The 25,076-nt window shown below is 61.6% G+C and carries 21 protein-coding genes and 1 pseudogene; 8 read left to right on the top strand and 14 right to left on the bottom strand.

Annotated elements, in window-relative coordinates; genetic code table 11:
- Positions 1-57 precede the first annotated feature (57 nt).
- Positions 58-309 carry a type II toxin-antitoxin system prevent-host-death family antitoxin gene (locus CYR55_RS20160; RefSeq protein ID WP_101818136.1) on the top strand — a complete coding sequence of 84 codons (252 nt, stop codon included), beginning with the start codon at positions 58-60 and terminating at the stop codon, positions 307-309.
- A complete protein-coding gene (locus CYR55_RS20155; RefSeq protein ID WP_101818135.1) occupies positions 309-761 on the top strand; it encodes a type II toxin-antitoxin system VapC family toxin in 453 nt (150 codons plus the stop codon). Before CYR55_RS20160 ends, CYR55_RS20155 begins: the two co-directional genes overlap by 1 nt.
- Positions 762-818: 57 nt before the next feature.
- Here CYR55_RS20155 and CYR55_RS20150 read toward each other — a convergent pair whose 3' ends face one another.
- Entirely contained in the window at positions 819-2,288 is a 1,470-nt protein-coding gene (locus CYR55_RS20150; RefSeq protein WP_101818134.1) for an aldehyde dehydrogenase family protein, read from the bottom strand.
- A gap of 834 nt (positions 2,289-3,122) precedes the next feature.
- On the opposite strand from CYR55_RS20150, the gene CYR55_RS20145 reads away from it, so the two are divergent.
- Positions 3,123-4,667, top strand: coding sequence for a methyl-accepting chemotaxis protein (locus tag CYR55_RS20145; protein ID WP_101818133.1), 1,545 nt, complete (start codon positions 3,123-3,125; stop codon positions 4,665-4,667).
- Between the two features lie 824 nt (positions 4,668-5,491).
- Here CYR55_RS20145 and CYR55_RS20140 read toward each other — a convergent pair.
- On the bottom strand, positions 5,492-5,887 hold the full coding sequence (locus tag CYR55_RS20140; RefSeq protein WP_101818132.1) for a YgiW/YdeI family stress tolerance OB fold protein: 396 nt from the start codon (positions 5,885-5,887) through the stop codon (positions 5,492-5,494).
- Between the two features lie 323 nt (positions 5,888-6,210).
- Between CYR55_RS20140 and ansP the strand changes: the two genes are divergently transcribed.
- Positions 6,211-7,680, top strand: a complete 1,470-nt coding sequence (gene ansP / locus CYR55_RS20135) for an L-asparagine permease (protein ID WP_101818131.1) — start codon at positions 6,211-6,213, stop codon at positions 7,678-7,680.
- Between the two features lie 204 nt (positions 7,681-7,884).
- On the opposite strand, the gene CYR55_RS20130 is transcribed toward ansP, so the two are convergent.
- On the bottom strand, positions 7,885-9,048 hold the full coding sequence (locus CYR55_RS20130; RefSeq protein ID WP_101818130.1) for a hypothetical protein: 1,164 nt from the start codon (positions 9,046-9,048) through the stop codon (positions 7,885-7,887).
- A complete protein-coding gene (locus tag CYR55_RS20125; protein WP_101818129.1) occupies positions 9,045-11,975 on the bottom strand; it encodes a hypothetical protein in 2,931 nt (976 codons plus the stop codon). Before CYR55_RS20125 ends, CYR55_RS20130 begins: the two co-directional genes overlap by 4 nt.
- A gap of 229 nt (positions 11,976-12,204) precedes the next feature.
- On the opposite strand from CYR55_RS20125, the gene CYR55_RS20120 reads away from it, so the two are divergent.
- Entirely contained in the window at positions 12,205-12,831 is a 627-nt protein-coding gene (locus tag CYR55_RS20120; RefSeq protein WP_101818174.1) for an NUDIX hydrolase, read from the top strand.
- Here CYR55_RS20120 and CYR55_RS20115 read toward each other — a convergent pair whose 3' ends face one another.
- Positions 12,832-13,608: a glucose 1-dehydrogenase gene (locus CYR55_RS20115; RefSeq protein WP_101818128.1), complete on the bottom strand. Its 777-nt coding sequence runs from the start codon at positions 13,606-13,608 to the stop codon at positions 12,832-12,834.
- A 136-nt stretch (positions 13,609-13,744) separates the two neighbouring features.
- Between CYR55_RS20115 and CYR55_RS20110 the strand changes: the two genes are divergently transcribed.
- Positions 13,745-14,227, top strand: a complete 483-nt coding sequence (locus CYR55_RS20110) for a winged helix-turn-helix transcriptional regulator (RefSeq protein ID WP_101818127.1) — start codon at positions 13,745-13,747, stop codon at positions 14,225-14,227.
- On the opposite strand, the gene CYR55_RS20105 is transcribed toward CYR55_RS20110, so the two are convergent.
- The 5 genes from CYR55_RS20105 to rhaB all read right to left on the bottom strand — a co-directional run bounded on the left by CYR55_RS20105 (position 14,221) and on the right by rhaB (position 19,963).
- The gene (locus tag CYR55_RS20105) at positions 14,221-15,375 is read right to left on the bottom strand and encodes an iron-containing alcohol dehydrogenase (protein WP_101818126.1); all 1,155 of its coding nucleotides are present in this window, start codon (positions 15,373-15,375) and stop codon (positions 14,221-14,223) included. The genes CYR55_RS20110 and CYR55_RS20105 overlap by 7 nt on opposite strands.
- A 239-nt stretch (positions 15,376-15,614) precedes the next feature.
- Complete coding sequence (gene rhaM / locus CYR55_RS20100; RefSeq protein WP_101818125.1) at positions 15,615-15,929, bottom strand: L-rhamnose mutarotase; 315 nt, start codon at positions 15,927-15,929, stop codon at positions 15,615-15,617.
- A gap of 70 nt (positions 15,930-15,999) precedes the next feature.
- On the bottom strand, positions 16,000-17,148 hold the full coding sequence (gene fucO, locus CYR55_RS20095; protein WP_101818124.1) for a lactaldehyde reductase: 1,149 nt from the start codon (positions 17,146-17,148) through the stop codon (positions 16,000-16,002).
- 86 nt (positions 17,149-17,234) lie between these two features.
- Positions 17,235-18,494, bottom strand: coding sequence for an L-rhamnose isomerase (locus tag CYR55_RS20090; protein WP_101818123.1), 1,260 nt, complete (start codon positions 18,492-18,494; stop codon positions 17,235-17,237).
- Positions 18,491-19,963 (bottom strand): rhamnulokinase, encoded by a 1,473-nt coding sequence (gene rhaB / locus CYR55_RS20085; protein WP_101818122.1) that lies wholly within the window; start codon positions 19,961-19,963, stop codon positions 18,491-18,493. The genes CYR55_RS20090 and rhaB overlap by 4 nt, the downstream gene beginning before the upstream one ends.
- A gap of 403 nt (positions 19,964-20,366) precedes the next feature.
- Between rhaB and rhaS the strand changes: the two genes are divergently transcribed.
- Together rhaS and rhaR are read left to right on the top strand one after the other, a co-directional pair.
- Entirely contained in the window at positions 20,367-21,191 is an 825-nt protein-coding gene (rhaS, locus tag CYR55_RS20080; RefSeq protein ID WP_101818121.1) for an HTH-type transcriptional activator RhaS, read from the top strand.
- Positions 21,192-21,286: 95 nt separating this feature from the next.
- The gene (gene rhaR / locus CYR55_RS20075) at positions 21,287-22,123 is read left to right on the top strand and encodes an HTH-type transcriptional activator RhaR (RefSeq protein WP_101818120.1); all 837 of its coding nucleotides are present in this window, start codon (positions 21,287-21,289) and stop codon (positions 22,121-22,123) included.
- A 233-nt stretch (positions 22,124-22,356) separates the two neighbouring features.
- Here rhaR and CYR55_RS20070 read toward each other — a convergent pair whose 3' ends face one another.
- The 4 genes and pseudogenes from CYR55_RS20070 to CYR55_RS24290 all read right to left on the bottom strand — a co-directional run.
- Positions 22,357-23,241, bottom strand: a complete 885-nt coding sequence (locus CYR55_RS20070) for a LysR family transcriptional regulator (RefSeq protein ID WP_101818119.1) — start codon at positions 23,239-23,241, stop codon at positions 22,357-22,359.
- A 111-nt stretch (positions 23,242-23,352) separates the two neighbouring features.
- Positions 23,353-23,511, bottom strand: coding sequence for a DUF1427 family protein (locus tag CYR55_RS20065; protein WP_072928412.1), 159 nt, complete (start codon positions 23,509-23,511; stop codon positions 23,353-23,355).
- Between the two features lie 56 nt (positions 23,512-23,567).
- Positions 23,568-24,821, bottom strand: a complete 1,254-nt coding sequence (locus tag CYR55_RS20060) for a nucleoside permease (RefSeq protein WP_101818118.1) — start codon at positions 24,819-24,821, stop codon at positions 23,568-23,570.
- Positions 24,822-24,963: 142 nt separating this feature from the next.
- Positions 24,964-25,056: pseudogene (locus tag CYR55_RS24290) on the bottom strand (MFS transporter); the annotation flags it as partial.
- Between the last annotated feature and the right edge of the window lie 20 nt (positions 25,057-25,076).

Genomic DNA, 25,076 nt, shown 5'->3' with positions numbered 1-25,076 from the left:
CTGGCGCTGCGCTGGCGTAAAATGTAGTGATGTTACTACATTTGTGCGGAGGCACCGATGCCGATTACCACCATGACCAGCCGTTCGTTTAATCAGGAAATTTCCAGGGCGAAAAAAGCAGCAGAAGAGGGCCCGGTGTATATCACCGATCGCGGCGAACCGGCGTATGTGCTGCTGACCTATGAGGCCTTCAAAAAGCTGTCTGGTTCACGCAGAAGCATACTGGATGCGTTGGCGACACCGGGCGCCGGTGACATCGATTTTGAGCCGGAACGCGGGAACATTGTCAGCCGGGATGCGGATTTCTGATGCGTTATCTTCTGGATACCAATGTGGTGTCTGAACTGCGCAAAGCAGGGACGCTGAAAATCGATGCGAACGTGGCCCGCTGGGCAGGTTCCGTTGATGCCGGTGACCTGTTTGTTTCCGCCATCACCCTCATGGAGATTGAGCGCGGCATCCTCTCGCTGGCGTGCCGGGATGCGACTCAGGCGGCTATTTTGCGCGTGTGGTTTGATCGGGTACTCGCGGAATTTGCCGATCGTACCTTGCCGGTTGATACGGGGGTCGCCCTATATTCCGCCCATCTGCATGTGCCGGACAAACGATCGGAAAATGACGCGCTGATCGCGGCCACTGCGCATCAGCACGGCATGATCGTGGTGACACGTAATACTAAAGATTTTGCGGGAATGGGTGTCCCACTGCTTAACCCGTGGGAAGATAGCGAGGATAACGCCGCATCTCTTGCCCTGTTTTAACACTCCCCAACAAAAAGCCCGCTGAATAGCGGGCTTTTTACTGCTCAACAGGCGGGATCAGAACGGATAATCACGCGGGGTGTGCTGCACGCTGACCCAATGGTCAGTGGTGAACTCCTCAATCGCCCAGTCGCCGTTAAAGCGGCCCAGCCCGGAGTTCTTCTCGCCGCCGAACGGCACATGCGGCTCGTCATTCACGGACATATCATTCACATGGGTCATCCCTGCCTGCACGCGGCGGGCAAAGCGCACCGCGCGCTCGGTGTCACGGCTGAACACGGCGCTGGAGAGGCCATATTCGCAGTCGTTGGCCAGTTGCAGCGCGTGCTCCTCATCGCGGGCGCGCTGGATGCCCACCAGAGGCCCAAAGATCTCTTCGCGGGAGAGCTCCATCTCCGGGGTGACATCGGTAAAAATGTGCGGTGGCACCAGGTTGCCGCGGATCTCGCCCGCCAGCAGCAACCGTGCGCCCTCGTTTTTCGCCTGGGCGATCTTGCCGGTTAACGACGCCAGCTGTTTCTGGTTCACCACCGGGCCGACCACCGTGTCTGCCTGCGCCGGGTCGCCCACTTTCAGGCTTTTCGCCCGTTCCACAAAGCGTTCGGTAAAGGCGTCATACAGGGCATCTTCAACGATAATGCGGTTAATCGCCATGCAGATCTGCCCCTGATGCAGGAACTTGCCCATGATGGCGGCATTCACGGCGCGATCGAGATCGGCATCGGCCAGCACCACGAACGGGTTATTGCCGCCCAGCTCCAGCGCCACATGCTTCAGGTGCTTGCCGCCGCTCGCCAGCCCGCCGATGTTCAGCCCGACCGGCGTGGAGCCGGTAAAGGAGATCAGCGCCGGTACCGCGTGTTCAACAAAGGCATCGCCAATCTCGGCACCCGGCCCGACCACCACGCTCAGCAGGCCCGCCGGCAGCCCGGCCTCTTCGAAAATCCGCGCCAGCAGCAGGCCGCCGGTCACCGGGGTATCACTGGCCGGTTTCACCACCACGGCGTTGCCGAGCGCCAGCGCCGGGGCGAGGGAGCGCTGCGTCAGGTGGAACGGGAAATTCCACGGGCTGATGACCCCCACCACGCCGAGCGCTTCGCGGTAGATGCGGTTCTCTTTGCCGGGAATATTGGACTGCACAATGCGCCCGTGTACGCGTGACGGGAAGGAGGCCGCCTCCAGCGTGATGCCGCGCGCGGCGTTCCACTCAATTTCCGCTTTGATGCGGGTGCTGCCCGACTCGCGGACAAGCCAGCCGATAATCTCTTCGCGGCGGGCAGTGATGATCTCCGCTGCGCGCAGCATCACGGCGGCCCGTTGCGCCGGGCCGGTCGCCGCCCATTCACGCTGCGCGTCGGCGGCGCGGCGGTAGGCGGCATCCAGATCGTCACGGTTAGCCTGCTTAATCGTCAGCAGCGTGCTGCCGTCATAGGGGTTGGTCACGTTCAGGGACTGCGCATGGCGGCCTTCGCGCCACTCACCGGCAATCGGCAACAGGTTCAGGTTCTCAAACGGGGCAGATGACATGGGTTCTCCAGACTGCGGACGCAAGGCGTCAGCGATAAAACGGTACAGGCAACGCGGTATGCGCTGAGGATAGTGAATAAAAGGTAGGAGAAGGTGCCCGTCAGGGCAAATCGGAAAGGCAAACGGCTTAAATAGGCGAAAACGATGAGGAAATTCCCCACGGCAGCACGCGTCTTTTATTTTCCCGGCAGCAGAGGGTAACGCAGCCAGGGCCGGACACGCTATTTTCCGGCGATAACAGATAAACAGCCAACGCCGTTTTTTGGGCAGAGAGATAATACGGACAGGGGATAATGATTACGTACCGGGCGATATTATCCGGGTGATACGAGGAAAAGACGGTAACCACGTGCCCCGCCATTAAAAATAAAGGTGGTGGGTGGCGCGCATTAACCGGCTATGCCGGTTTCTTTTTTAAGGTTTCCGCGTGTTCTCTCCCCGGTAAGAGGCGCCTGCATTCCGGCGCTTTCAGGGCAGGCGCGGCACAGCTCTAGCCCCGGCAACTGACCTGAACACTCCGGCAAAATGCGTTTTATTACGGGCGGTGTTCCGGCGTAATTCTGCCCAGGTGATGGAATAATAACCGCAATAAACAGCGTTTAACATTGCGCGAGCAGTGTGCTGCATATCAGTGTTAATTCAGGCGCCTATGTATTTTTAATGAGCAGGTGCGGGTTATTTAATCATCCATTACGTATTCTGCGTAATAAACCGGTTTATCTGAAATACTCTTTTTTATCCCTAAAGTTTCTATGACCTTTGCCGAAAAACAAGCTGTTTTATTAAGGAAATTCGCCAGCTTTCATTCTGTGAAATAGAGATCAGGAATTCACCATGCGCAATAATCAGCCGGTTACCCAGACCCCATTCCATTTTTCCGATGATGCGACGCTCATGTCCACCACCGATCTCAACAGCCATATTCTGTATGCCAATGACGCTTTTGTGGAAATCAGCGGGTTCAGTGCAGAGGAACTTACCGGCGCACCGCACAATCTGGTGCGCCACCCGGATATGCCGCCCGAGGCGTTTGCGGACATGTGGGCCACGCTCAAACAGGGCGAGCCCTGGACCGGGCTGGTCAAGAACCGTTGCAAGAACGGCGATCACTACTGGGTGCGGGCCAACGTGAACCCGGTTATCCGTAACGGCACGCTGCTTGGCTATATGTCGGTGCGCATCAAGCCCACCGATCAGGAGGTGCAGGCCGCTGCCGCGCTCTACCAGAAGATGCGTGACGGCACGCTGAAGAACCGCCGGCTGCATAAGGGCATTCTGTTAGTGACCGGCTTCGGCCGCTGGCGGTCGGTGCTGAAAACCCTGTCGCTGCGCGGCCGGCTCTGGGCACCGCTGCTGGCGCTGCTGCCGTTGAGCGTGATGGGTGTTGCCGCGCTGGGGCTGGGCGGTATGGCGCTGGGCGGTTTCGCGGCCGGGATGGCGCTGCTGCTGGCATTGGCGGCGGCGTGGCTCGATGCGCAAATTGCCCGGCCGCTGGCGAAGGTGTGCCGCCAGGCAAAAGACGTGGCGACCGGGGCGAGTTACCGGGTGGATCATCTTGACCGGGTGGACGAGATTGGCATGACCTTGCGCGCCGTTGGGCAGATGGGGGTGATGTTCCGCTGGCTGGTGGATGATGTGAGCAGCCAGGTAATGACGGTGCGTAACGCCAGTGATGTGCTGGCGCAGGGCAATGAGGAGCTGAGCCGCCGCACTGACCAGACTGCGGCGAACGTGGAGCAGACCTCCGCCACCATGAACCAGATGACGGCCACGGTACAGAGCAACACCGCCACCGCCGGCGAAGCCAATCAGCTTTCCAGTTCGGCCAGTGCGGCGGCAGAGAAGGGTGGGGCGTCGATGGAGGAGATCGTCCGGATGATGGATGAGATCGCCATCAGTGCGAAGAAGATCGGCACCATTACCAGCGTGATCGACAGTATCGCATTCCAGACCAATATTCTGGCGCTGAATGCGGCGGTAGAAGCCGCACGCGCCGGTGAGCAGGGCAAAGGGTTTGCGGTGGTGGCCGGAGAGGTGCGCGGCCTGGCGCAGCGCAGCGCCACGGCGGCGAGTGAGATCAAGAGCCTGATTGATGCCAGCGTCAGCAAGGTGATGGCCGGTTCCGGCCAGGTGCACGAGGCCGGAACGACGATGGATGACATCGTAAGCCAGGTAGGGAATGTGACCACGCTTATCGGGCGCATCAGCGCCGCCACCGCCGAGCAGGGCACCGGGTTGTCAGAGGTGGGCAAAGCGGTGAAGGAGCTGGAGCGGATTACCCAGCAGAACGCCGAGCAGGTGCAGGAGAGTGCGGTGTCGGCGACGCGGATGAAGCATCAGGTGGAGAGGTTGCGGCAGGCGCTGAGTGTATTCAGATAATATTTTGTTTTTTAATGGATAAGGTGGGGTGTTTTGGTTGTTCATGTGTGGTGGCATGTTTCGGTTGCTCATGTGTGATTGTCTACTTGAGCCTCCGAGCCTCAACCGAGCAGGGCGCGCCAGTGCGCTCGCCCTGCACCCGCGCACTTTCGGTGGTTTGGCTGAATCATTGCACGCTCTCGCGTGTCCCCTCGTTACATCTCCGGGCTGATCGGGCCGCCGCAGACACGCTCCCGGCGTGGCTGCGACTCTCGCACACATCCCTGTGTGCTCGCCCGGCCCTTCGCCTCCACTCGGCAATGATTTTTACGCCCCCACCATTTCTGCAAACCATTAATTATGTAAGGAAATACTAGGGGGGATTCTTTTAGGGGTTCAGTGTGTCCACATGCTCCTACGTTTCCATGCGACAACAATTTTTATGCACGCACCAATAACGACAAATTCCTTATCTACTCTTTCCTTACATAGTTAAGGATTTGCAGAGGAGGTGGGGGCATTAAATTATTGCCGACGAGGACGGAGGGCCGGGTGAGCACACAGGGATGTGTGCGAAAGGGACAGCCACGCTGGGAGCGTGTCTGTCCCGGCCCGATTAGCCCGGAGGACGTTGGAGGGTACCCGCTATGCGGGCAATAATTCTGCCGGAGCACCAAAAAGCGCGGGGATGCAAGGGACGCGCGCTTACGCGCCCCTTGCGCGGTGGCGGCAGCGGAGCCGCAGAAAGACAGCGGGCGTTTGCCAACGCAATAAACCTCGATCGAAACCAACCTCGAGCTAAAAGAGGTGCTCCCCGGCGGGAAGGGAGCCGCCTCTCCCAAAATTTACTGTTTCAGCAAATGCTCCACCACCACATGCGTCTGCTTACCTTCGTGCTTCACCCGCCCACTGATCATCACCAGATCCTCTGGGGTGACGTCATCCCCGTTCCAGCGGTTGCCGCCGACGGTAATCCCTACCGTGCCGGTTTTGTCACGGAACTCAAACTGGTCTTTCCCGGTTTTCTTGATGATATGCCCTTCCAGCGTCACCCAAGCGTCCTGGCGCATGGTGCGGGCCAGCTCTACTGTGGCTCCGCGCGCATCTTCAGAACCACGGATGCCGGCATCCTGTTTTTGCGGCGGTGGGGCCGGTTCATCCGCCTTAAAACCACCGTTGTCTTCCGCGAAGGCGGGCAGGGTCATCACAGTCAGCAGCGCAGCAATCGTCAACTTTTTCATTTAACTCTCCTTTGTCTTACCCCGGCACGGCCTGTTTTCCGCCCGGCTATTTTTATGCTTACCCTTAAGCATGGCACAAAGTCACTGTTTTGCGAGGCAAAGTGATGACCGGCACTTTTTCAATTTACCGTGACCCGTTTCACGCCTTAACATAAATAATCACGATTTCTGCATGAGATTTTTTGCCTCCACTCACGAGACAAGGTAGCATTCACCGCCGTTTTACCAGGTTGTTATCAGAGAACAGGCGCTAATCCCCCAGCCCCCAGCAAACGTTTGCCTGGGTTGGGAAGGGCGCCGGCAGACAGGAAATTAGGATATCAATGAAACCACATAAGAAATCCGAGAGTACGCGCCGTGCCGCGAAGCGCCGCTGGCTGGACTCTCACGAAGCCGGGTATCACAAAGGAATGGGGAACCGCCAGGTTCAGATGATCGCTATCGGCGGCTCTATCGGCACCGGGTTGTTCCTCGGGGCCGGGGCGCGGTTGCAGATGGCCGGGCCGGCGCTGGCGCTGGTCTATGCCGTGTGCGGGCTGTTCTCCTTCTTCATTCTGCGTGCCCTGGGTGAGCTGGTGCTGCACCGCCCCACCAGCGGCAGTTTCGTCTCCTATGCCCGTGAGTTCCTGGGTGAGAAAGCCTCCTACGTCGCAGGCTGGATGTACTTCCTGAACTGGGCGATGACCGGGATCGTAGACATCACCGCCGTGGCGCTCTATATGCACTACTGGGGCGGGTTCGCGGACGTGCCGCAGTGGATGTTCGCGCTGGGCGCGCTGGCGATTGTGGTCACCATGAACATGATCGGCGTGAAATGGTTCGCGGAGATGGAGTTCTGGTTTGCGCTGATCAAAGTGGCGGCGATTGCGCTGTTCCTGATCGTCGGTGTGGTGTTCCTCGGCAGCGGCAAGCCGCTGGACGGCAATGTCACCGGCCTGCATTTGATCTCCGATAACGGCGGGCTGTTCCCGCACGGGCTGCTGCCGGCGCTGGTGTTGGTGCAGGGCGTGGTGTTCGCCTTTGCGGCCGTTGAGCTGGTCGGTACTGCCGCCGGTGAAACCAAAGACCCGGAAAACGTGCTGCCGAAAGCGATCAACAGCGTCATCTGGCGTATCGCGCTGTTCTATGTCGGCTCCATTGTGCTGCTGGTCTGCCTGCTGCCGTGGAACGCCTACCAGGCGGGGCAAAGCCCGTTCGTGACCTTCTTCAGTAAGCTGGGCGTGCCGTACATCGGCAGCATCATGAACATCGTGGTACTGACCGCGGCGCTCTCCAGCCTGAACTCCGGCCTTTACTCCACCGGGCGCATCCTGCGTTCGCTGTCGATGGGCGGCTCCGCACCGAAGCTGATGTCACGCATGAGCAGCCAGCAGGTGCCGTATGCCGGGATTCTGGTCACGGCTGCCGTGTATGTGGTGGGCGTGGTGCTGAACTACTATGTGCCGTCCCAGGTGTTTGAGATCGTGCTGAACGTCGCGTCGCTGGGTATCCTCAGCTCCTGGGCGTTTATCGTGGTCTGCCAGATGAAGTTCCGCAAAGCGGTGAAAGAGGGCCATGCCAAAGAGGTCTCCTTCAAAATGCCGGGCGCGCCGTTTACCTCCTGGCTGACGCTGGCGTTCCTGCTGGGCGTGCTGGTGCTGATGGCGTTTGACTATCCGAACGGCACCTACACCGTGGCCACCATCCCGGTGCTGGCGGTTCTGCTGACGCTGGGCTGGTTCGGTCTGCGCAAGCGCGCAGAAGAGGTGAAAGCGGAACAACAGGCGCACGAAGCGAAGCACGTCACCGAGTAATTCCCCCTGATGCGGGCGGCCAACCGGCCGCCCTTTTTTTGCGGCGTCCGCCGTGCGATTAGCTTGCGGCGCTCGCCGTGTGAAGGATTTTGCGGCACCTGCCGCGCTCGCACTTTTTTTGCATAATTAACGCGGTCACCCCCTTACCCCCCATGACTGACGCCACCCGTTTCCCCGCTATTTATTTTCCCGCTATTGGTTCCCTTAATAGGCCCCTCCCACCGGTTGCAGGCCACCCAGGCTGGCGGCGGCACCGATCGCCATCTGGGCGGTGCGCATGATCTGCGGCAAAAAGGTGGAAAGCGCAGCGGCAACCGCCGTGCCCTGGGCAATCATCGCTTCTGCTGAGGCCGCAACCGCTATTTCACTGAGCAGCGCCGCGGCGGAACCGGCAATCACCGGGGCCAGCCACACCGCCAGCGCCACCACCGCCACAGCGGCCACCCCCACCGCCAGATAGCCGACCAGGCGTTTCAGGTCATCCGGGTTTTGCTGCCAGTACTGGGTGTAACTGTTCAGCGGCAGCAGCTCCAGCCGGATGGCGGCCCGTTGTTTGTCGGCCAGCCATTTGCGCATTTTGACAAACACCTCCTGCGGCACGGCCACCTCGTTGATCCCGGCCTCATGGTAGCTGTAGAGCAGCAGCCCGCGCGCCGGGGAGTCCGGTGGCTCGCTGACGATCCCGGCAAACGGCATCGGCCGGTACTGGTAGGTCGGGCCGAAGCAAAGCCAACGGAAACGGGTGGAGGCGGTGGCGGTACCCGCCTCGGGGAACAGCGGCACGATGATAAGCGACGGCGGAATAATCCAGGGCGCGCCGCTGGCGTCAAAGGTCTGCGGAAAGGAGCCTTGCTGGTTCATGCGCAGCAGCGCCTCTTCCAGCAGGGTTTTTACCGGCCCGCGCAGGATCGCCAGCTTCGGCACCAGATCACCGGTAATGGTCTCTTTGGCCTGATCGATGGTGCTTATCTCCAGCAGCTCACAAAACAGCGTACGGCGGGGAATATCCAGCGCCAGCCCCAGCACATCGGGGCGGATGTAGCGCCCCTCTTTCAGTTTGACGGCCGGTGTGCCTTGCCTGGCCAGCGCGCGGTTCTCCTGCGTCTTTGCATAGTAGTTGCGCATTTCCGCAACAATATGTTTCAGCGCCAGATCCAACAACGGGTTGCCGGTACCGACCCAGCGGTATTCGGTTTCAACAAATACCTCGCCCAGCGTGTAGCGCTGGAAAAAGTTCTCCCGGTACAGGGCAGCCGCATACGCCTGGGCGATAAGTGGGATCGAGGAGTTGCGCGGCACCGGCTTCTTAAACCCGCCGCACAACGCATCAAAGGGCCCGCCGGAACCACTGTCAGGGGCTTCGCTCATAGCGTGACCGGGTAAGTGGGCAGCGTGGCGTCACTTTGCAGCCACACCAGCGTGGTCGGCAGGGTGAAATCCCAGCTGTTCTGCGCTTTCGGCTCGACCGGCGTCGCGCCATACAGATCGTCGGTCTGCTTGCGCATTTCGTACGCAATGGATTTGAACTGCGGATCGTTGAGCGTGGGTGCTTCGCCGCCCATCCACAGCTTGCTTTCAACGCTGGTGGGGGTGTCATTCTTTTGCAGGAAGTAGAGCACTGCCGTGCTGTAGGAGAGCGGCACCGGCACCATCACCCGCGCCGCACCGGCTTGCAGGAAGTGGGCAAACAGCGGATCGGTGTCGGTCAGGTTGCTGATGTCCACCCAATTTTTCTTGCGGCCCCAGAAGTAGGGATAGAGCAGGTAACTGATCTGCGTCCAGTCAAACGCCTGCTCGAAGAACTGGATGTAACGCGCCTCACTCAACGCCTCCAGTGGCTTCAGCTCCGGCAGGTTAGTGGGCTGATCGGCCGGGCTGGTCATGGCGTTAAATTGGTCAAAGTGCTGGCCGGTCATCATCGTGATGCAGAGTTTTTTCAGCTCGCGCTTCTCGATCTCGCGGTTGGCGGCTGGGTTGCGGCCCTCAATGATCACTGCCCCGGCTTGCGCTTCGGCTTGCGCGACTTTCTGGTCATAGGCGGTTTTCATCGCCTGGTACGCGGTATAGATCTTCTCAAAGGCAGTAGCCTGCCACTTCTGGTATTTCTCTTTGGTGCGCAGGCAGTTGGCTGCCAGATTGATGGCGTAGGCGTTGATGTCATAGCCGACCAGACTGAGCGGCAAGTTACTTACCGGTGCCAGCGGCTCGTCGGTAAGCTGGCTCAGATCCAGCGGGGCGAAACCGTAATTGCTGCTGCTGCCTTGCAGGGTGTGGGTGTTATTCAGCACATGCCAGGCCCATTCGCCCAGTTGCACCACAAACTGCGGATAGTTCTCCCAGGTCAGGCCGATCTGCAGGCTGAACATCGCCAGCCGGTAACCCTCCGGGATCACCACATCCTTCACTGACTTCGACACCGTCGCGCCATTGGCAATGCCGCTCTGGTCGAGGCTGGTGGAGACATAGGTCCAGTAGGGCGGCGGCGGTTCCACGGCGGCGTTGTAGCGCCCGGCGAATATCTGGTAATTGTCTTCGGTGATGTCCTCAATGCCCAGCGGCTGGCCGTTTAGGTCGAGGAACGGCACCGGCGGCGTGGCACCCGAGGCGGCAATCGCCTGTTTAATCAGCGAGGCGCGGTAGTAGGCCGCCGGTTCCGGCAGAATAAACTCCAGCATCAGGCAGGTGCCGTAGTTATAAATCTGCGCATGGTATTTTTTATCTACCCAGCGGTAGACGCCGGTGACGTGGCCGCTGCCGTCTTTGTTGTCGATGCCGTGCTTGTTGGTCTCTTCCACTTCATGAAAGGTCTTGTCGGTGCGCTCATTTTTCACTTTTTTCTGTAGCTTGCTGACAGACCGATCCACCACCTCCTGCGCGAAGGTGCTGCTGTTTTTGTTGGACTCCTCTTTGGCGGTTTTATAGGCAAAATCCCCCTGTGCGGTGACCTTTACCATCCCATAACTGCCGGTGACGGTCAGCCCGGCGCTGAGGCTCATCTCCTCCTTCAGCGTGTTTTCCGCCTCCTTTTTCAACTCAAAACGGTCGGTGGACTGGGTATCGCGCTCCGTCTCCTGATTATCCTCCTGCGAGCTGAACAGGATGGTCTCAGTGCGATCGAGCATCCGGTGGGTACGTTCGCGGAATTCCCCTTTCAGCACATTCTCTATGTGCGCCACTTCGCCCGGCAGGTAGGCCACCAGTTGCTGTTTCACCACCAGCAAATCGCCGATGCCCAGCGGCCGGATACGGCCGGACATATCCACATCGGCGGCCTTTTCCTCGTTGCCGGTAATCATCGGCAGCGGGGGATTCACCGCGACGATTTTTTTCAGGCTGCTGTCGCCATACTCCAGCGTCAGGGTGTGCAGCGCCGCGCTGTCAGGCTGCGTGACAATCTCGCGGGTCAGCGCCTGAAGGTGGCTTTGCAGGGCGGCGGTGGCCTGCGGCAGCGGGGTGTTGTCATCCAGTGTCAGGCGCTGCATCAGGGCGCGGGCGGGCTGGGCCCCCAATTGGGCCGCCACGTTGCCCAGCCGCGACTGGGTGGAGAGGGTGATGTTGCGGCCATCCTGGCTGCGGGTTTCTGCCGGTTGCCGGGACGCCGGGGCCTGACGGGTGGCGGAGAGCAAGCGCCGGGTGGTGGTGTACTCCTCAAACAGCGGGCGCAGCGCCTGCACTGCCGCCAGCCTGCGATCCTGCTCCGCTGCGGCCCGCTCGGCGGCGGCCAGTTCAGCCTCTTTCGCCGGGGCGGCGGCGGAAAATTGCGTCAGGCCGGGCGGGATCAGCGGCTGGGCCAGCAGCGCATCGCGCGCCGACGTGACATCGGCCAGCAACGCCTCCTGATAACGCTGCAAAAAGTGCAGCAGCCGCAGCGCCTCTATCGGCACCTGCAACCGTGGCCCGGCATCCGGCCCGCTCATCCAGGCGCTATACAGCGCGTCAAACGCCAGCGTGCGCAGCGTGTCCGGTTTCTGGCCATCCAGCAGATCCGCCGATCCCCCCGCCTGATCGAAGTCAGGCAACGGGTCAGTGGCCGGTTGCGCCTGATACTCCGCCAGCAGCCGGTCGCGCGCCTTTTCCAGCGGGTAGAGCGGCGTCAGGTCAATCTGCGCAAAGTGCGCCAGCGCCTGCGCCGGAGTCGCCAGCTCCCGCGCCAGCAGCTTGAGCTGACGCTGGCCGTCGGGCTGGGTGAGGCGCTCATCCTCAATAAAGTGCAGCGCGCTGCGCGCCGGGGTGATCAATTCGGCGGGACGCACTGCCACAAATTTGAAAATATCGCTGATGATAGGATCGGCCATACCGATACCTCACGAGGGAAAGGGGGGATCCTGAAGGTGCGCGGCTCCTGAAGGCTAAGCGTAGCAGGCCGCCGGCGCGCTGGTTGGCCGGGGCGCGCGGCGCATTACTTCTGCTCATCCGCCTTCCGCCGCCGGGGCGTAACCGGCAGGAAAAAGCCGTTGAAGCCACACGCTTTCCATGCTGTTATCGGAGTTTCGCCCTTTTAACAGGAGCTGCGCTGTGGATCAGATGCATGAAAATAATTGGTTACGCCGGGCAAAGAAATTGTATGCCATCGCCTCAACCGGGCTGCACTACTGCCGGGATGAGTTTGACCGCGAACGCTATGAGGAGATTGCAGAGATCGCCCGCAGCATGCTGGCAGACATCACCGATGTGCCGGTGGAGCGCATTGAGGGCATCTACGCCGACAGCGGGCAGGGCTACGCCACGCCGAAAATTGATGTGCGCGCAGCGATCATTGAGCACGGCAAAATTGTGCTGGTGCGCGAGAAATCCGACGGTCTCTGGACGCTGCCGGGCGGCTTCGCGGAAATCGGGTTGTCGCCGCGTGAGAACGTGGTGAAAGAGGTGCTGGAGGAGGCGGGCGTGGCGGTGGAAGTGCAGGCGCTTTACAGCATCCGCCACAAGGCCAAACACGCCTACCCGCCCGATATTCTCGACTTCTATAAGCTGTTTTTCCTCTGCCGCCGCGTTGACGCGACCCCCTATCAGGCCGGGAGCGAAACGGTAGACGTCGGGCTGTTCGCCCCGGACGATCTGCCCCCGCTCTCTACCCTGCGGGTGCTGGAGGCGGACATTCTGGACGCCTTCAGCTACGCGCTCAGCCCTATCCCGACAGTGGTGATCGACTGATCACGCCGGGCGGTAGATCGGCGCGCCCGCCGGTGCGCCGGTGGTGCCGCCATCCACCACAATCTCCTGGGCGGTGATGTAGGCGGCCTCGTCTGAGGCGAGGAACAGCACCGCATTCGCCAGTTCAGCGGCATCCCCCATCCGCGCCTGCGGCACGCTGCGGGCGATCGACGCCTCAAGCTGCGCCATGCCCGCGGCATCTGCCGGGTCAACCGCCCAGATCGGCGTGCGCGTGGCCCCCGGCGTCACCTGATTCACACGGATATGGCGCGGGGCCAGCTCCGCCGCCAGTACCCGGGTCATCGACCTTACCGCCGCTTTTGAGGCCGCATAAGCCGAGAAACCAGGCATCCCCAGCACCGCATGTACCGAACCGTTCAGAATAACGGATGCGCCCCGGTTCAGGTGCGGCAGCGCGGCCTGCACGGTGAGAAACACCCCGGTGACGTTGATCGCCAGGATCTGCGCGAAGGCTTCAGCGGTGGTGTGGCCGACCGGCGTCGCGCCGCCCACCCCGGCATTGGCGAACACGCTGTCCAGCGCACCGAACTGCTGCGTGGCGGTGGCGAGCGCTTCGGCCAGCGCGGCCGGGTCCTGCGTATCAGCGGTGAGCGCCAGTGCATTTGGCCCCAGTTCTGCTGCCGCCTGCGCCAGCGTCTCCGGGTTCCGCCCGGTAATGGCGACGCGCGCGCCCTGTTCAATAAACAGCCTGGCCGTCGCCAGCCCGATGCCGCTGTTCCCGCCGGTGATAAACGCCGTTTTGCCTTGTAATCTCATGCTGCACCTCGTTTGTGGTTTAATAATAAAACCAGATGATTTTTAGCAGCAGTGGTTTTATCATGCAACCAGAATCTGCGGCGATCGCGGTGAAAAAATACCGCGTTGGAATAACCTGTTGAAAAGAAAGAGCCTGATGAAAAGAAAGAGTTTGAATAGCAGCCTCTGCCCGGTGGCGCGCTCACTGGATCTGATTGGCGACTGGTGGACGCTGCTGATCGTGCGGGATGCCCTGCACGGCATTACGCGGTTCAGTGAGTTCCAGCGCAATCTGGGCGCGGCGAAAAATATCCTGTCAGTGCGGCTTAAGGCGCTGGTGGCGGAGGGCATTCTGGCGGTCAGTCCGGCGGCGGACGGCTCCGCCTATCAGGAGTACCGGCTGACGGAAAAGGGGCGGGCGTTGCAACCGGTGCTGGTGGCGCTGGGGCAATGGGGCGGGGAGTACCTGTTCACCGGTGGCGACCGGCCGTCACAACTGGTGGACAGCCTGAACGGCCAGCCGTTACGCAAGCTGGAGATGCGCGCGCAGGATGGCCGGGTGCTGGCCCCGGAAGAAGTCAGGCTGGTGCCGGGCGGGGTAAACACGGCAGCGACGGACGCCGCCGTGGCGGGTCAGTAACTCAGGCTGAGGATGCGGCGCGCCTTGACCTCGTCGATGTCATGGTGCTCGCCCTGCGGCAGCAGCTTAAAGCGTTGCAGGTTCGCCAGCACCTCATCGATGCATTTTTCCGGCAGGCCGTAGGCGCTGAGCCGGGTCTTGACGCCCATGTCGTCGAAGAAGTCGCGGGTTTTCTGGATGGCGCGGGTGATGCGCTCCGGCTCATCGCCGTCCGTGATGCCCCAGACGCGCTCGGCATACTGCAACAGTTTCAGCCGCTTGGTGTCGCGCTGCACGCTCAGCAAGGCGGGCAGCAGCACTGCCAGCGTCTGGGCGTGGTCCAGATCGTAGAGCGCGGTGAGCTGGTGGCCGATGCGGTGGGTGGCCCAGTCCTGCGGCACCCCGGCGCCGATCAGGCCGTTCAGCGCCAGCGTGGCGGCCCAGGTCACGGTGGCGCGCACATCATAATTTTCCGGGTCGGTCAGCGCTTTCGGCCCCTCCTCGATCAGCGTCAGCAGCAGCCCTTCGGCGAAGCGGTCCTGCACTTTGGCATACACCGGGTAGGTGAGGTACTGCTCAATCACATGCACGAAGGCGTCCACCACGCCGTTCGCCACCTGGCGCGGCGGCAGGGTGTAGGATTTGCGCGGGTCGAGGATGGCAAAACGCGGGTAGAGCGCCGGGTGGCTGTAGCCCACTTTGGCCCCCAGTTCAGTATGGGTGACCACCGCCGTCGGGTTCATTTCTGAGCCGGTGGCCGGCAGCGTCATGATGCAGCCGAGCGGCAGCACCTGTTGCGGCGGCAACCGTTGTGACCACATCGCCCAGACATCCCCCTGATAGTGCGCTGCGGCCGCGATGAATTTGGTGCCGTCCACCACCGAGCCGCCGCCCACCGCCAGCAGGAAGGTGATGCCCTTCTCACGCACCAGCGCCACGGCGCGCATCAGCGTATCAAGGTGCGGGTTGGCTTCGATGCCGCCAAACTCATGTACCTCACGATCGCCCAGCGCGGCGCGGGTTTCCGCCAGCGTACCGTACTTCTCCGCACTGCCGCCGCCGTAAGTGATCAACACCCGCGCATCAGCCGGGATATGCAGCGCAACATCAGCGATCCGCTGGGTGCCGAACAGCACGCGGGTCGGGTTGTAGTAATCAAAATTGAACATGGTGCTTTCCTTATTCAACCAGGAGTCAACGAATGAATAGTGCGTAAACGCAACAATAAAGCGTGGGGCTGTTTCTCAGGGTAGCGAATTTTTCGGGGAGCGGAAGAGGGGAATGTGCGCACCCGGCGCAGGGAAAACGAAACGGCCGTGCCGGGGAAGGAACGGCCGTTCCGGATAAAAAACAGCTATGCCAGATAAAACAGCTATGCCAGATAAAACAGTTATTCGAGATAAAACAGTTATTCGAGATAAAACACTTCGCGCAGCGGGTCACTCACCGGGCTGTTGTCCGGGTTGGCAGGCATTACGTCCGCCATATGTTTCCACCACTGTTGGCAGATGTCCGTCTGGGCCACCGCCTCCCAGCGCGCTTCCGACTCAATCTCAACAACGCCGAACAGCAGGTTGCGCTTCTCATCCAGGAAAATGCTGTAGTGGTGCGCGCCGTGCTGCTTCAGCACCTCGGCCAGTTCCGGCCAGATCGGGTTATGGCGGCGTTCATACTCTGCGTGGGCGGTGGGGTTAACCTGCATAACAAAACTTTTTCGGATCATAATCGCCTCGGGGTCACAGGGCGCGGTGGCCGCGCCCCTTAAAAAGAGTTACTGCACCGGGCTGAATAACTTACAGCGCCTGAAGGTAAAGCCCGCGCACCTGCTCACGGCTGGCGGCCAGCGGGTTACAGGGCGCGCACGGGTCGGCCAGCGCGTTGTCCAGCCAGCCGTCGATGTCCTGCTCGCGGATGCCCAGCTCGCGGAAGCCGGCCGGAATGCCGACGCGGGTGGACAGGGCGCGCAGGGCGTCAATCGCCGCGTGGCTCGCCTGCTCATCGCTCATGCCGCGAGTCTCCACGCCCATTGCCTGGGCGATGCGGGCAAAGCGTGCCACTGCCGCCGGGCGGTTAAAGGCTTCCACCACCGGCAGCAGAATGGCGTTACAGACGCCGTGCGGCAAATTATGGGTCGCGCCCGGCTGGTGCGCCAGCGCATGTACCAGCCCCAGCCCGGCACTGTTGAACGCCATCCCGGCCAGATATTGCCCGTAGGCCATCATTTCACGCGCCTGCAGGTTGTGGCCGTTCTCCACCGCCACCGGCAGCCAGCGGCTGATGACGCGGATCGCCTCCAGCGCCGAATGGTCAGTCAGCGTATGCGCGCCAAGCGACACATACGCCTCAATAGCGTGGGTCAGCGCGTCCATGCCGGTGGCGGCGGTGACGGCAGGCGGGATCGCCAGCATCACTGTCGGGTCATCCACGGCGATGTCCGGGATCAGGTGGGTGTCGATAATCACCTCTTTCACCTGCTTGCGGCTGTCGATGATCACCGCATTGCTGGTGAGTTCGGCGGCGGTACCGGCGGTGGTGTTGATCGCCACCAGAAACACGCCGGGGTGGGTCACTTTGCCGACGCCGGAATAGGCGGTGGCCGGGCCGGGGTTGGCCGTCAGGATCTTGATCGCTTTGGCGGTGTCGATTGGGCTGCCGCCGCCAAAGGCGATCAGGTAGTCGCACTGATGCCGCTGGTAACAGGCGTACCCGGCATCAACCAACTCAGAGGTGGGGTTAGGGGTGACGTCGCGGAACACGGCATAGGGCAGGGCGGCGGCCTCCAGCGCAGCAAACAGGCCGTTCAGCAGGCCGAGGTCCACCAGCTGGCCGTCAGTGACAATCAACGCCTTTCCCGGTGCGCGCTGGGCCAGCAGCCCCACCAGATCCTGAATCGCCCCTTCGCCGTGCAGGCTGATTTTTGGTAACGCAAGCATAAAACTCATGGCAAAACCCTCTTAAAGATAAACAGAAGAATCATTTTGCACTGAGATCTGCCCTAAGCCGGGCGAACCCGGCTTAAGGTTTACGATTACGCGCGCTGGGCCAGCACCGATTTCTCGTAGCCGCGCACCGTTTCCAGCCACTGGCTGCCGACCGGCGCACCGTGGCGCTGGCAGTAGACGTCCCAGACCGCCTGCCACGGCAGCGATTTCTGCTCCTCCAGCAGTGCCAGGCGGCCGGTGTAATCCCCGTCCTGCTCGAGTTTTTTCAGCTGGGCGGTGGGTTCCAGCAGGGCGCGCAGCAGCGCTTTTTTCATGTTGCGGGTGCCGATCACCCAGGCGGCGATGCGGTTGATCGAGGCGTCAAAGAAGTCCAGCCCGATATGCACCCGGTCAAACAGGTCATGGCGCACAATTTCACCGGCGATGGCCTGGGTTTCGTCGTCCAGCAGTACCACGTGGTCGCTGTCCCAGCGTACCGGGCGGCTGACGTGCAGCAGCAGGCGCGGCACAAACAGCATCGCGCTGGAAATTTTGTCGGAGATCACTTCCGTCGGGTGGAAGTGGCCTGCATCCAGGCAGAGCGCGGTCTGGCGGCTGGCGGCATAGCCGAGGCAAAACTCGTTGGAGCCGACGGTGAAGCTCTCCGCGCCGATGCCGAACAGTTTGCTTTCCACCGCGTCGATGTGGTGGTTCGGGTCAAGTTTCTCGCTGATCACCTCATCCAGCGCCGAGAGCAGGCGCTGGCGGAAGGCCAGCCGGTCCACGGTGAGGTCTTTCATGCCGTCCGGCACCCAGATGTTCATCACCGACGGCGTGCCCAGCTCACGGCCAAAATAGGCGGAGACGCGGCGGCTGGCCTGGCAGTGCTCAATCCAGAACTGGCGGACCTCCGGGTTGGCGCTGGAGAGCGTGAAGCCGTCCGCGCTCAGCGGGTGGGAGAAGCAGGAGGGGTTGAAATCCAGCCCCAGCTGGTGATCCCGCGCCCAGGCGACCCAGTTGGCGAAGTGCTCCGGCTTGATCGCGTTGCGCGCCACCGGCGTGTCAGATTCCAGGTAGATGGCGTGCAGGTTGAGGCGTTTCGGGCCGGGGATCAGCGCAAAGGCCTGCTCCAGATCGGCCCGCAGCTCGGCGGCATTGCGCGCCTTGCCGGGGTAGTTGCCGGTGGCCTGGATGCCGCCGGTCAGCCCGCCGGTGGAATTCTCAAAACCGGCGACATCATCGCCCTGCCAGCAATGTATGGAGACCGGCAGGGTGTCCAGCGTGGCGAGGGCGGCCCCGGCGTCAATGTTAAGGTCGGCGAAGCGCTGTTTTGCCAGTTCCCAGGCCTGGTCGATGGATGCGGTCATACTGAATACTCCTCATGAGCGTGGCTGAGCGCCTCAAAGCGGCGGCAGTGGGTATCAAAATCGGGATGGGGTTGCGGCGTGAAACGGCGCAGGGAGACGGAGTCCGCCAGCAGGCGGCGGTAAGCGGTGACGTCTTCGACGTCACCGAGCGCAATCAGCTGGCAACCGATGTTGCCGAGGGTAGACGCCTCAACCGGCCCGGCGGTCACCGGGATGCGGCAGGTGTCAGCACTCAACTGGTTCAGGAAATCGTTCTGGCTGCCGCCACCGACAATGTGCAGAGCCGTCAGCGGCGCGCCCTGCAACGCCGCCAGCTCCAGCGCCACCTGGCGGTAGGTCATCGCCAGGCTGTCAAAGATGCAGCGCGCCAGCGCGGCGGGGGTCTGCGGCTCCGGCTGCTGGTGGTCACGGCAGGCGTGTCTGATTTCATCAACCATCGACACTGGGTTGATAAAGCGGGCGTCGTTGGGGTTGATCAGGCTGGCAAACGGCGTTTCCTGGGCGGCCTGCGCCACCAGCGCCGGGATATCCTCTATCGCCAGCTCCTTGCAGATGCGTTGCAGCAGCCACATGCCCATGATGTTTTTCAGCACCCGGTAGCGCCCCTCGACGCCGCCCTCGTTGGTCATGTTGGCTTTTTGCGCGGCGGCGTGGGTGTAGGGGCGATCACTGTCGATGCCGATCAGTGACCAGGTGCCGGAGCTGAGGTAGGCGCTGCCGGGCCCGGCCAGCGGCGCGGCCACCACTGCGCTGGCGGTGTCATGGGTGGCGACAGAGATCACCGGCACCTGCCGCCCGGAGGGGGCCGCCCAGTGGCCCAGCGTGCGGCCCGGCTGGCTGGGGGTGCTGAACCAGCGCGCCGGAACACCGGCCCAGGCCAGCAGGTCGGCGTCCCACTCCCCGCTCTGCACATTCAGCAGTTGGGTGGTGCTGGCGTTGGTGTACTCCCAGTTGGGGTGGCCGGTCAGGCGGTAGTGGAAGTAGTCCGGCATCAGCAGCAGGTGGTCAGCCTGCGCCACCCAGTCCGGTTGCTGACGGCTGAGCGCCTTGAGCTGGAACAAGGTATTGAACGGCAAAAACTGGATGCCGGTGCGCTCATAGAGCCAGTCCGCGCCCAGCTCGCGCACCGCGTCGGCCATGATGCCGTCTGTGCGGCTGTCGCGGTACGAGACCGGCAGCCCCACGCGTTCGCCCTGTTTGGTCAGCAGCACAAAGTCCACGCCCCAGGTATCGATGCCGATGCTGTCGAGCACGATGCCGTCGGCGTCGATCTGCCGCAGGCCGTGCAGCATCTGGCTTTCGAGGTAGTCCACGTCCCAGACGTCATGCTCTTCACAACGCACCAACTGGTTGGTGAAACGGTGGATCTCGGTGAGCGTGATGCGGCGTGTGGCGGTGTGGTAGCGGGCGAGCATGACCCGCCCGCTGGAGGCGCCCAAATCCACTGTGGCGATATTGCGTACGGTCATCGTGGTTATCCCTTAACAAACTATGCAGCGAGTGTAGGGAAAGGGTAAACAGGCCACCTTCCGGTGGTTGCCATCGCTGAAAACCGGTTGGCAAAATGGCAAAGATCCCCGTGAATCAGATCACACTTCCTGCCACTCCCGCGCCCGGCGGCGAATTGTTAATGAGATGTGATCTGCTACACAGTTCCCACCTTAAGCCGCACAATCTTGAAAAAATGACCGTTTTCCGGGCGATGGCTGCCGTGGTTTTAAGGCAACCCGGCGCACGCACGCCTTACACTGCGTCAGGCCGGCAAGTGATGGGCGCGCACGGTTTCTTTCACTCTGTTGCGCTCCCGCTGCTTGCGGGATGACGGGTGCGGCCCACGCCGCACTCCCTGACTGTTTACCGGAGGCATTAAAAATGACGTTACTGGCAGGTGATGACTTTTTTGCGTCCCGGGCGATGACCGTGACGGTGGAGCCACGCGCCCCGCAGCCGCCCTTCCCGGAACACCACCACGACTTCTACGAGATTGTGCTGGTGGAGAGCGGGGCAGGGGTGCATGTATTCAATGACCGCCCCTATACCCTGTGCAGCGGCACGGTGTGCTTTGTGCGCGACCGCGACCACCACTTGTTTGAGAACGTGGAGGGGCTGCACCTCACCAATGTGCTCTACCGCGCCCCGCAGGCGTTCCGCTTTCTTACCGGCATAGACCGCTTCCTGCCGCCGGATGACGGCCAGGGGCAGGTGCACTGGCATATCGGCCAGGAAGCGTTGCAGGAGGCGCGCCAGCACATCCGCACGCTGGCGCAGCTGGCGGAGGATCACAGCGACGAAGGCATCGCGGCCAGCGAAAGCCGCTTCCTGCTGCTGTTGCTGCTGTTGCACCGCAGCTGTTGCCAGCTGGAATCCAACGGCGGGCGGGATGCCAACGTGCTGGCATTGCTGCGCTGGCTGGATAAAAACTTCACCGAAGAGGTGGGCTGGAGCGAGCTGGCTGACCGCTACTCGCTGGCGCTGCGCACCCTGCACCGGCAGGTGAAACAGCATACCGGCATGACGCCGCAGCGCTACCTTAACCGCCTGCGGCTGCTGGAGGCGCGCCGCCGGTTATTCCAGACCGACCAGAGCATCACCCAGATCGCCCATGAGTGCGGGTTCGGTGACAGCAACCACTTCTCTACCCAGTTCCGGCGCGAATTCGAACTCTCGCCGAAAATGATGCGCAACAGCGTGCGCTGAGCAGGAATTTTCCGGATTTCAGGCCGCCGTCAACCCCGGCGGCCGGGCTTTATGGCAGGATAGCCGTTTGCCTTTTGCCCGGAGATGTGGATGCCATGCCGCTGCTGAAACTTCAGCAACAAGACTATTTCCTGACCGGCCAGCAGGCGGTGAGCGTTGCTGAGCGCCACCCGCAGCCGGATTTCCCGCTGCACCACCACGATTTTGATGAACTGGTGGTGGTGTGGCGCGGCAACGGTTTGCACATCTGGAACGATATTCCCTACCGCATTACCTGTGGCGACCTGTTCTATGTGGATGCGCGCGACCGCCACAGTTATGAGTCAGTGAACGGGCTGGAGCTGGATAACATCCTGTTCGCCCGCGAGCGGCTGCGGCTGCCCGCGGACTGGTCATCCCTGTTGCCGGGCCATGCGGTGCCGCAGGCCGGGCGCTACTGGCGGCTGAGTATGCTGGGCATGGACGTACTGCGCTGCAAAGTGGACGCGCTGGCGCAGGAGTGCCTGAAATCAGACCCGCTGTCGTTGCAGCTCGCCGAGGCGCTGTTGCTGCAGCTGGCGTTACTGTTGCAGCGCTACCGCCACCACCCCGACAGCCGGGAACTGGCCGATGCCCAGCAAATGGATTTGCTGATGCTGGCCCTGCGCGGCAGCATCGCCGGGCCGTTCCGGCTGGAGGCGTTCTGCGAACAGCACCACTTAACGCCGCGCGCCCTGCGCACCTTGTTCAAACAGCAAACCGGCATGAGCATCAGCGACTACCTGCGGCAATTGCGGCTCTGTAATGCGATGGCGCTGCTGCGGCACGGCCAGCAGCCGATTGGTGATGTGGCCGCCGCCTGCGGGTTTGATGACAGCAACTACTTCGCCGTGGTGTTCAACCGCGCGTTTGGCGCGACCCCCAGCGGCTATCGGCAACGGTTCCAGCGCTAATCTGCCCGTTCGCCGCGATGCTTTCCGGCGCGCAGCCGCGCTTTCCGGTGACACGTTGCGGCCGTTCAGCCGCGTTTTTCCGATAACATTTTCCGGCGCGCAGCCAGCCTTTCCGGTGATTCCTTCCGGCGATTCCTTCCGGCGGCATAGTCACGCCTTTTCTGTTACGCCTTCTGCCCGCGCAGCCGCGACGCTACCGCCAGGGCATGGAGGCTGTGGCAACAGGCCAACCGCTACACCCTCAGCGTAGCGATCAGCCTCGACACCGCCGGGGTGATCTGCGCCTCGTGATACACCCCATAGAGATCGGCCGGGATATGTTCGCTCAGCGGGCGGAACACCACGCCCGGCCAGGCTATCTGTGCATAGCTGTCTGCCATCAGGGTAATGCCCAGCCCCATGCTGATCAGCGCCAGCACCGTTTGCGGCTCCACCGCTTCGCGCACGATGGTGGGGGTAAACCCAGCCCTTAAACAGATGTTATGCAGAAACCGCCAGTCAGAATGCGCCGCCGGCAGGGTAATGAACGGCTCATGACTCAGCTGTGCCAGCGGCACCGCGGCACAGGCGGCCAGCGGGTGCTGGCAGGGCAGGGCCACCTGAAAAGCGGCCTGATGCAACCGCAGGCTTTTCAGGCCATGAGGCGGATCAACTGCCATCCGCCAGAGGCCCATATCAAGCTGGTGGCGCTCCAGCATCACCCGTTGCCGGTCGGGTGACTGCTCATGGAAGGTGATCTCCACGTCGGGGTTGTCCTGCATAAAACGGTGGATCAGCGTCCGCAGGTTGCCCCACAGGGCCGTACCCACTAAGCCCAGCGCAATGCGCCCGGTCTCCCCCCGGCCAATTTTTTCGACCCGCGCCAGCGCCAGGTGGGTATTGGTGAGCAGCTTACGCGCCTCCTCCATCAATACCCGTCCGGCCTCTGTCAGCACGACGCTGCGCGAATGGCGGATAAACAGTGGCGTACCCAATTGGGTTTCCAGATCTTTGATGTGCGTACTGAGCGGGGGCTGCGACATGTTGAGCCGGGCGGCGGCCCGGCCAAAATGCAGCTCCTCCGCCACGGCCAGGAAATACCGCAGCAGTTTTAAATCAGTACGGAATACATGCTCCATGAAGGCCCGCTCCTTGCCGGTTGATGACATGCCATGATAGGGACGTCATCATCCTGCCGTACCGCGCAACCGGCAATCACGCGTTAAACAAAGCGGAACGGGGCGCGCAAATTAATGGCGCAAAAAGGTAATCACCAGATAGCCGATGTACATAAAGACAATCGACAGGATGCCCGGTAACACATTCGGCACCGGAATCGGCAGCCGCAGCAGCGTAAACAGTGCGCCAATCCCAAAGCCCACACCCGAAGAAAACAGAATCTCTCTCACGCTTAACCCTTTTTGTTATCAATACAATGGCCGGCCGGTGCCCCGGCCGGCCGGAATTAATGCATCACCCGGGGCGCAGTTGCCCGGTGTGGCGTATGGGGGTAACGGAACGTGACGGCAAACAGCACGGCCAGCAGCAGCGCGTAGGCCGCAAAGATCAGCCAGATGGTTTGCCATGCTTTGACGCCCTCTACCGTGAAGTGATCCACCGCGATGCCGCTCAGGATGGCACCGACATAGGCACCCACGCCGTTGACCATGGTCATAAACAGCCCCTGGGCACTGGCACGAATGCGCGGGTCGATCTCCTGCTCGACAAACACCGAACCGGAAATATTGAAAAAGTCGAATGCGCAGCCGTAAACCATCATCGACAGCAGCAACAGGATCATGCCGGTGGCGGAGGGGTCACCAAACGCGAACAGGCCGAAGCGCAACGTCCATGCCACCATGCTCATCAGCATCACGGTTTTGATGCCGAACCGCCGGAGGAAGAAAGGAATGGTCAGGATGAAGCCCACTTCCGACATCTGGGAGACCGACAGCAGCAGGGAGGGGTATTTCACCACCAGGCTGTCAGCGAAGTCGGGCTGGCGGGCGAAATCGTGCAGGAACGGGCTGCCGAAGGTATTGGTTACCTGCAAGACTGCGCCCAGCAGCATGGCGAACAGGAAAAAGATCGCCATCCGTGGCTTTTTGAACAGCACGAACGCCTCCAGCCCCAGCTTGCCGGCCAGCGTCTGCGAGGTGTGGCCGGCAGGCGGAATGGCCGGCAACGTCAGGGAGTAGGCCGCCAGGCACAGCGACGCGCCGGAGGCGATATAGAGCTGGAGGTTGCTCAGCTCCAGCCCCAGCAGGCTGATCACCCACATGGCGGCGATAAAGCCCAGGGTGCCGTAGACGCGGATGGGCGGGAAATGGGTAACGCTCGGCAGGCCCGCGCGCGCCAGGCAGGCGTAGGCCACGCTGTTGGACAGCGCAATGGTAGGCATAAACGCCATGGCGTTGACCAGCATCACCCAGAACATCACGCCCGGTGTGGTGACCTGCGCGGCATACCAGAGCGCCCCGGCCCCCACCAGGTGGCACAGCATATAGGCGCGATCGGCCCGCAGCCATTTATCCGCAATGATCCCCACCAGCCCCGGCATCACGATCGCCGCCAGCCCTTTCGAGCTGTAGACCATGCCGACGTCAGCCCCGGTAAAATGCAGGCGGTTGATCATGTAGGCGCCCAGCGTCACCAGCCAGCTTCCCCAGATAAAATATTGCAGGAATGACATGATTTTCAGGCGGGAGGTTATCTCCATATCATTTTCCTTTTTGCAGGGTTGAGTCATGCCCCTGGCTGCGCAGGGGCAGCGGGAATCAGGGCAGATTCCGCAGGAAGGTGCAGATCAGCTGGATGAAGTTCTGGCGGGAGAGCGCCGCCGCCGAGAGGGTTTGCTGGTGGGAGAGCTGCACATCGCCCAGCGTCACCAGCCAGCTTCCCCAGATAAAATATTGCAGGAATGACATGATTTTCAGGCGGGAGGTTATCTCCATATCATTTTCCTTTTTGCAGG

This window comes from Chimaeribacter californicus, from assembly GCF_002858675.1.
GTDB classification, from domain to species: domain Bacteria; phylum Pseudomonadota; class Gammaproteobacteria; order Enterobacterales; family Enterobacteriaceae; genus Chimaeribacter; species Chimaeribacter californicus.
This window is presented reverse-complemented; position numbering and strand designations above follow the sequence as displayed.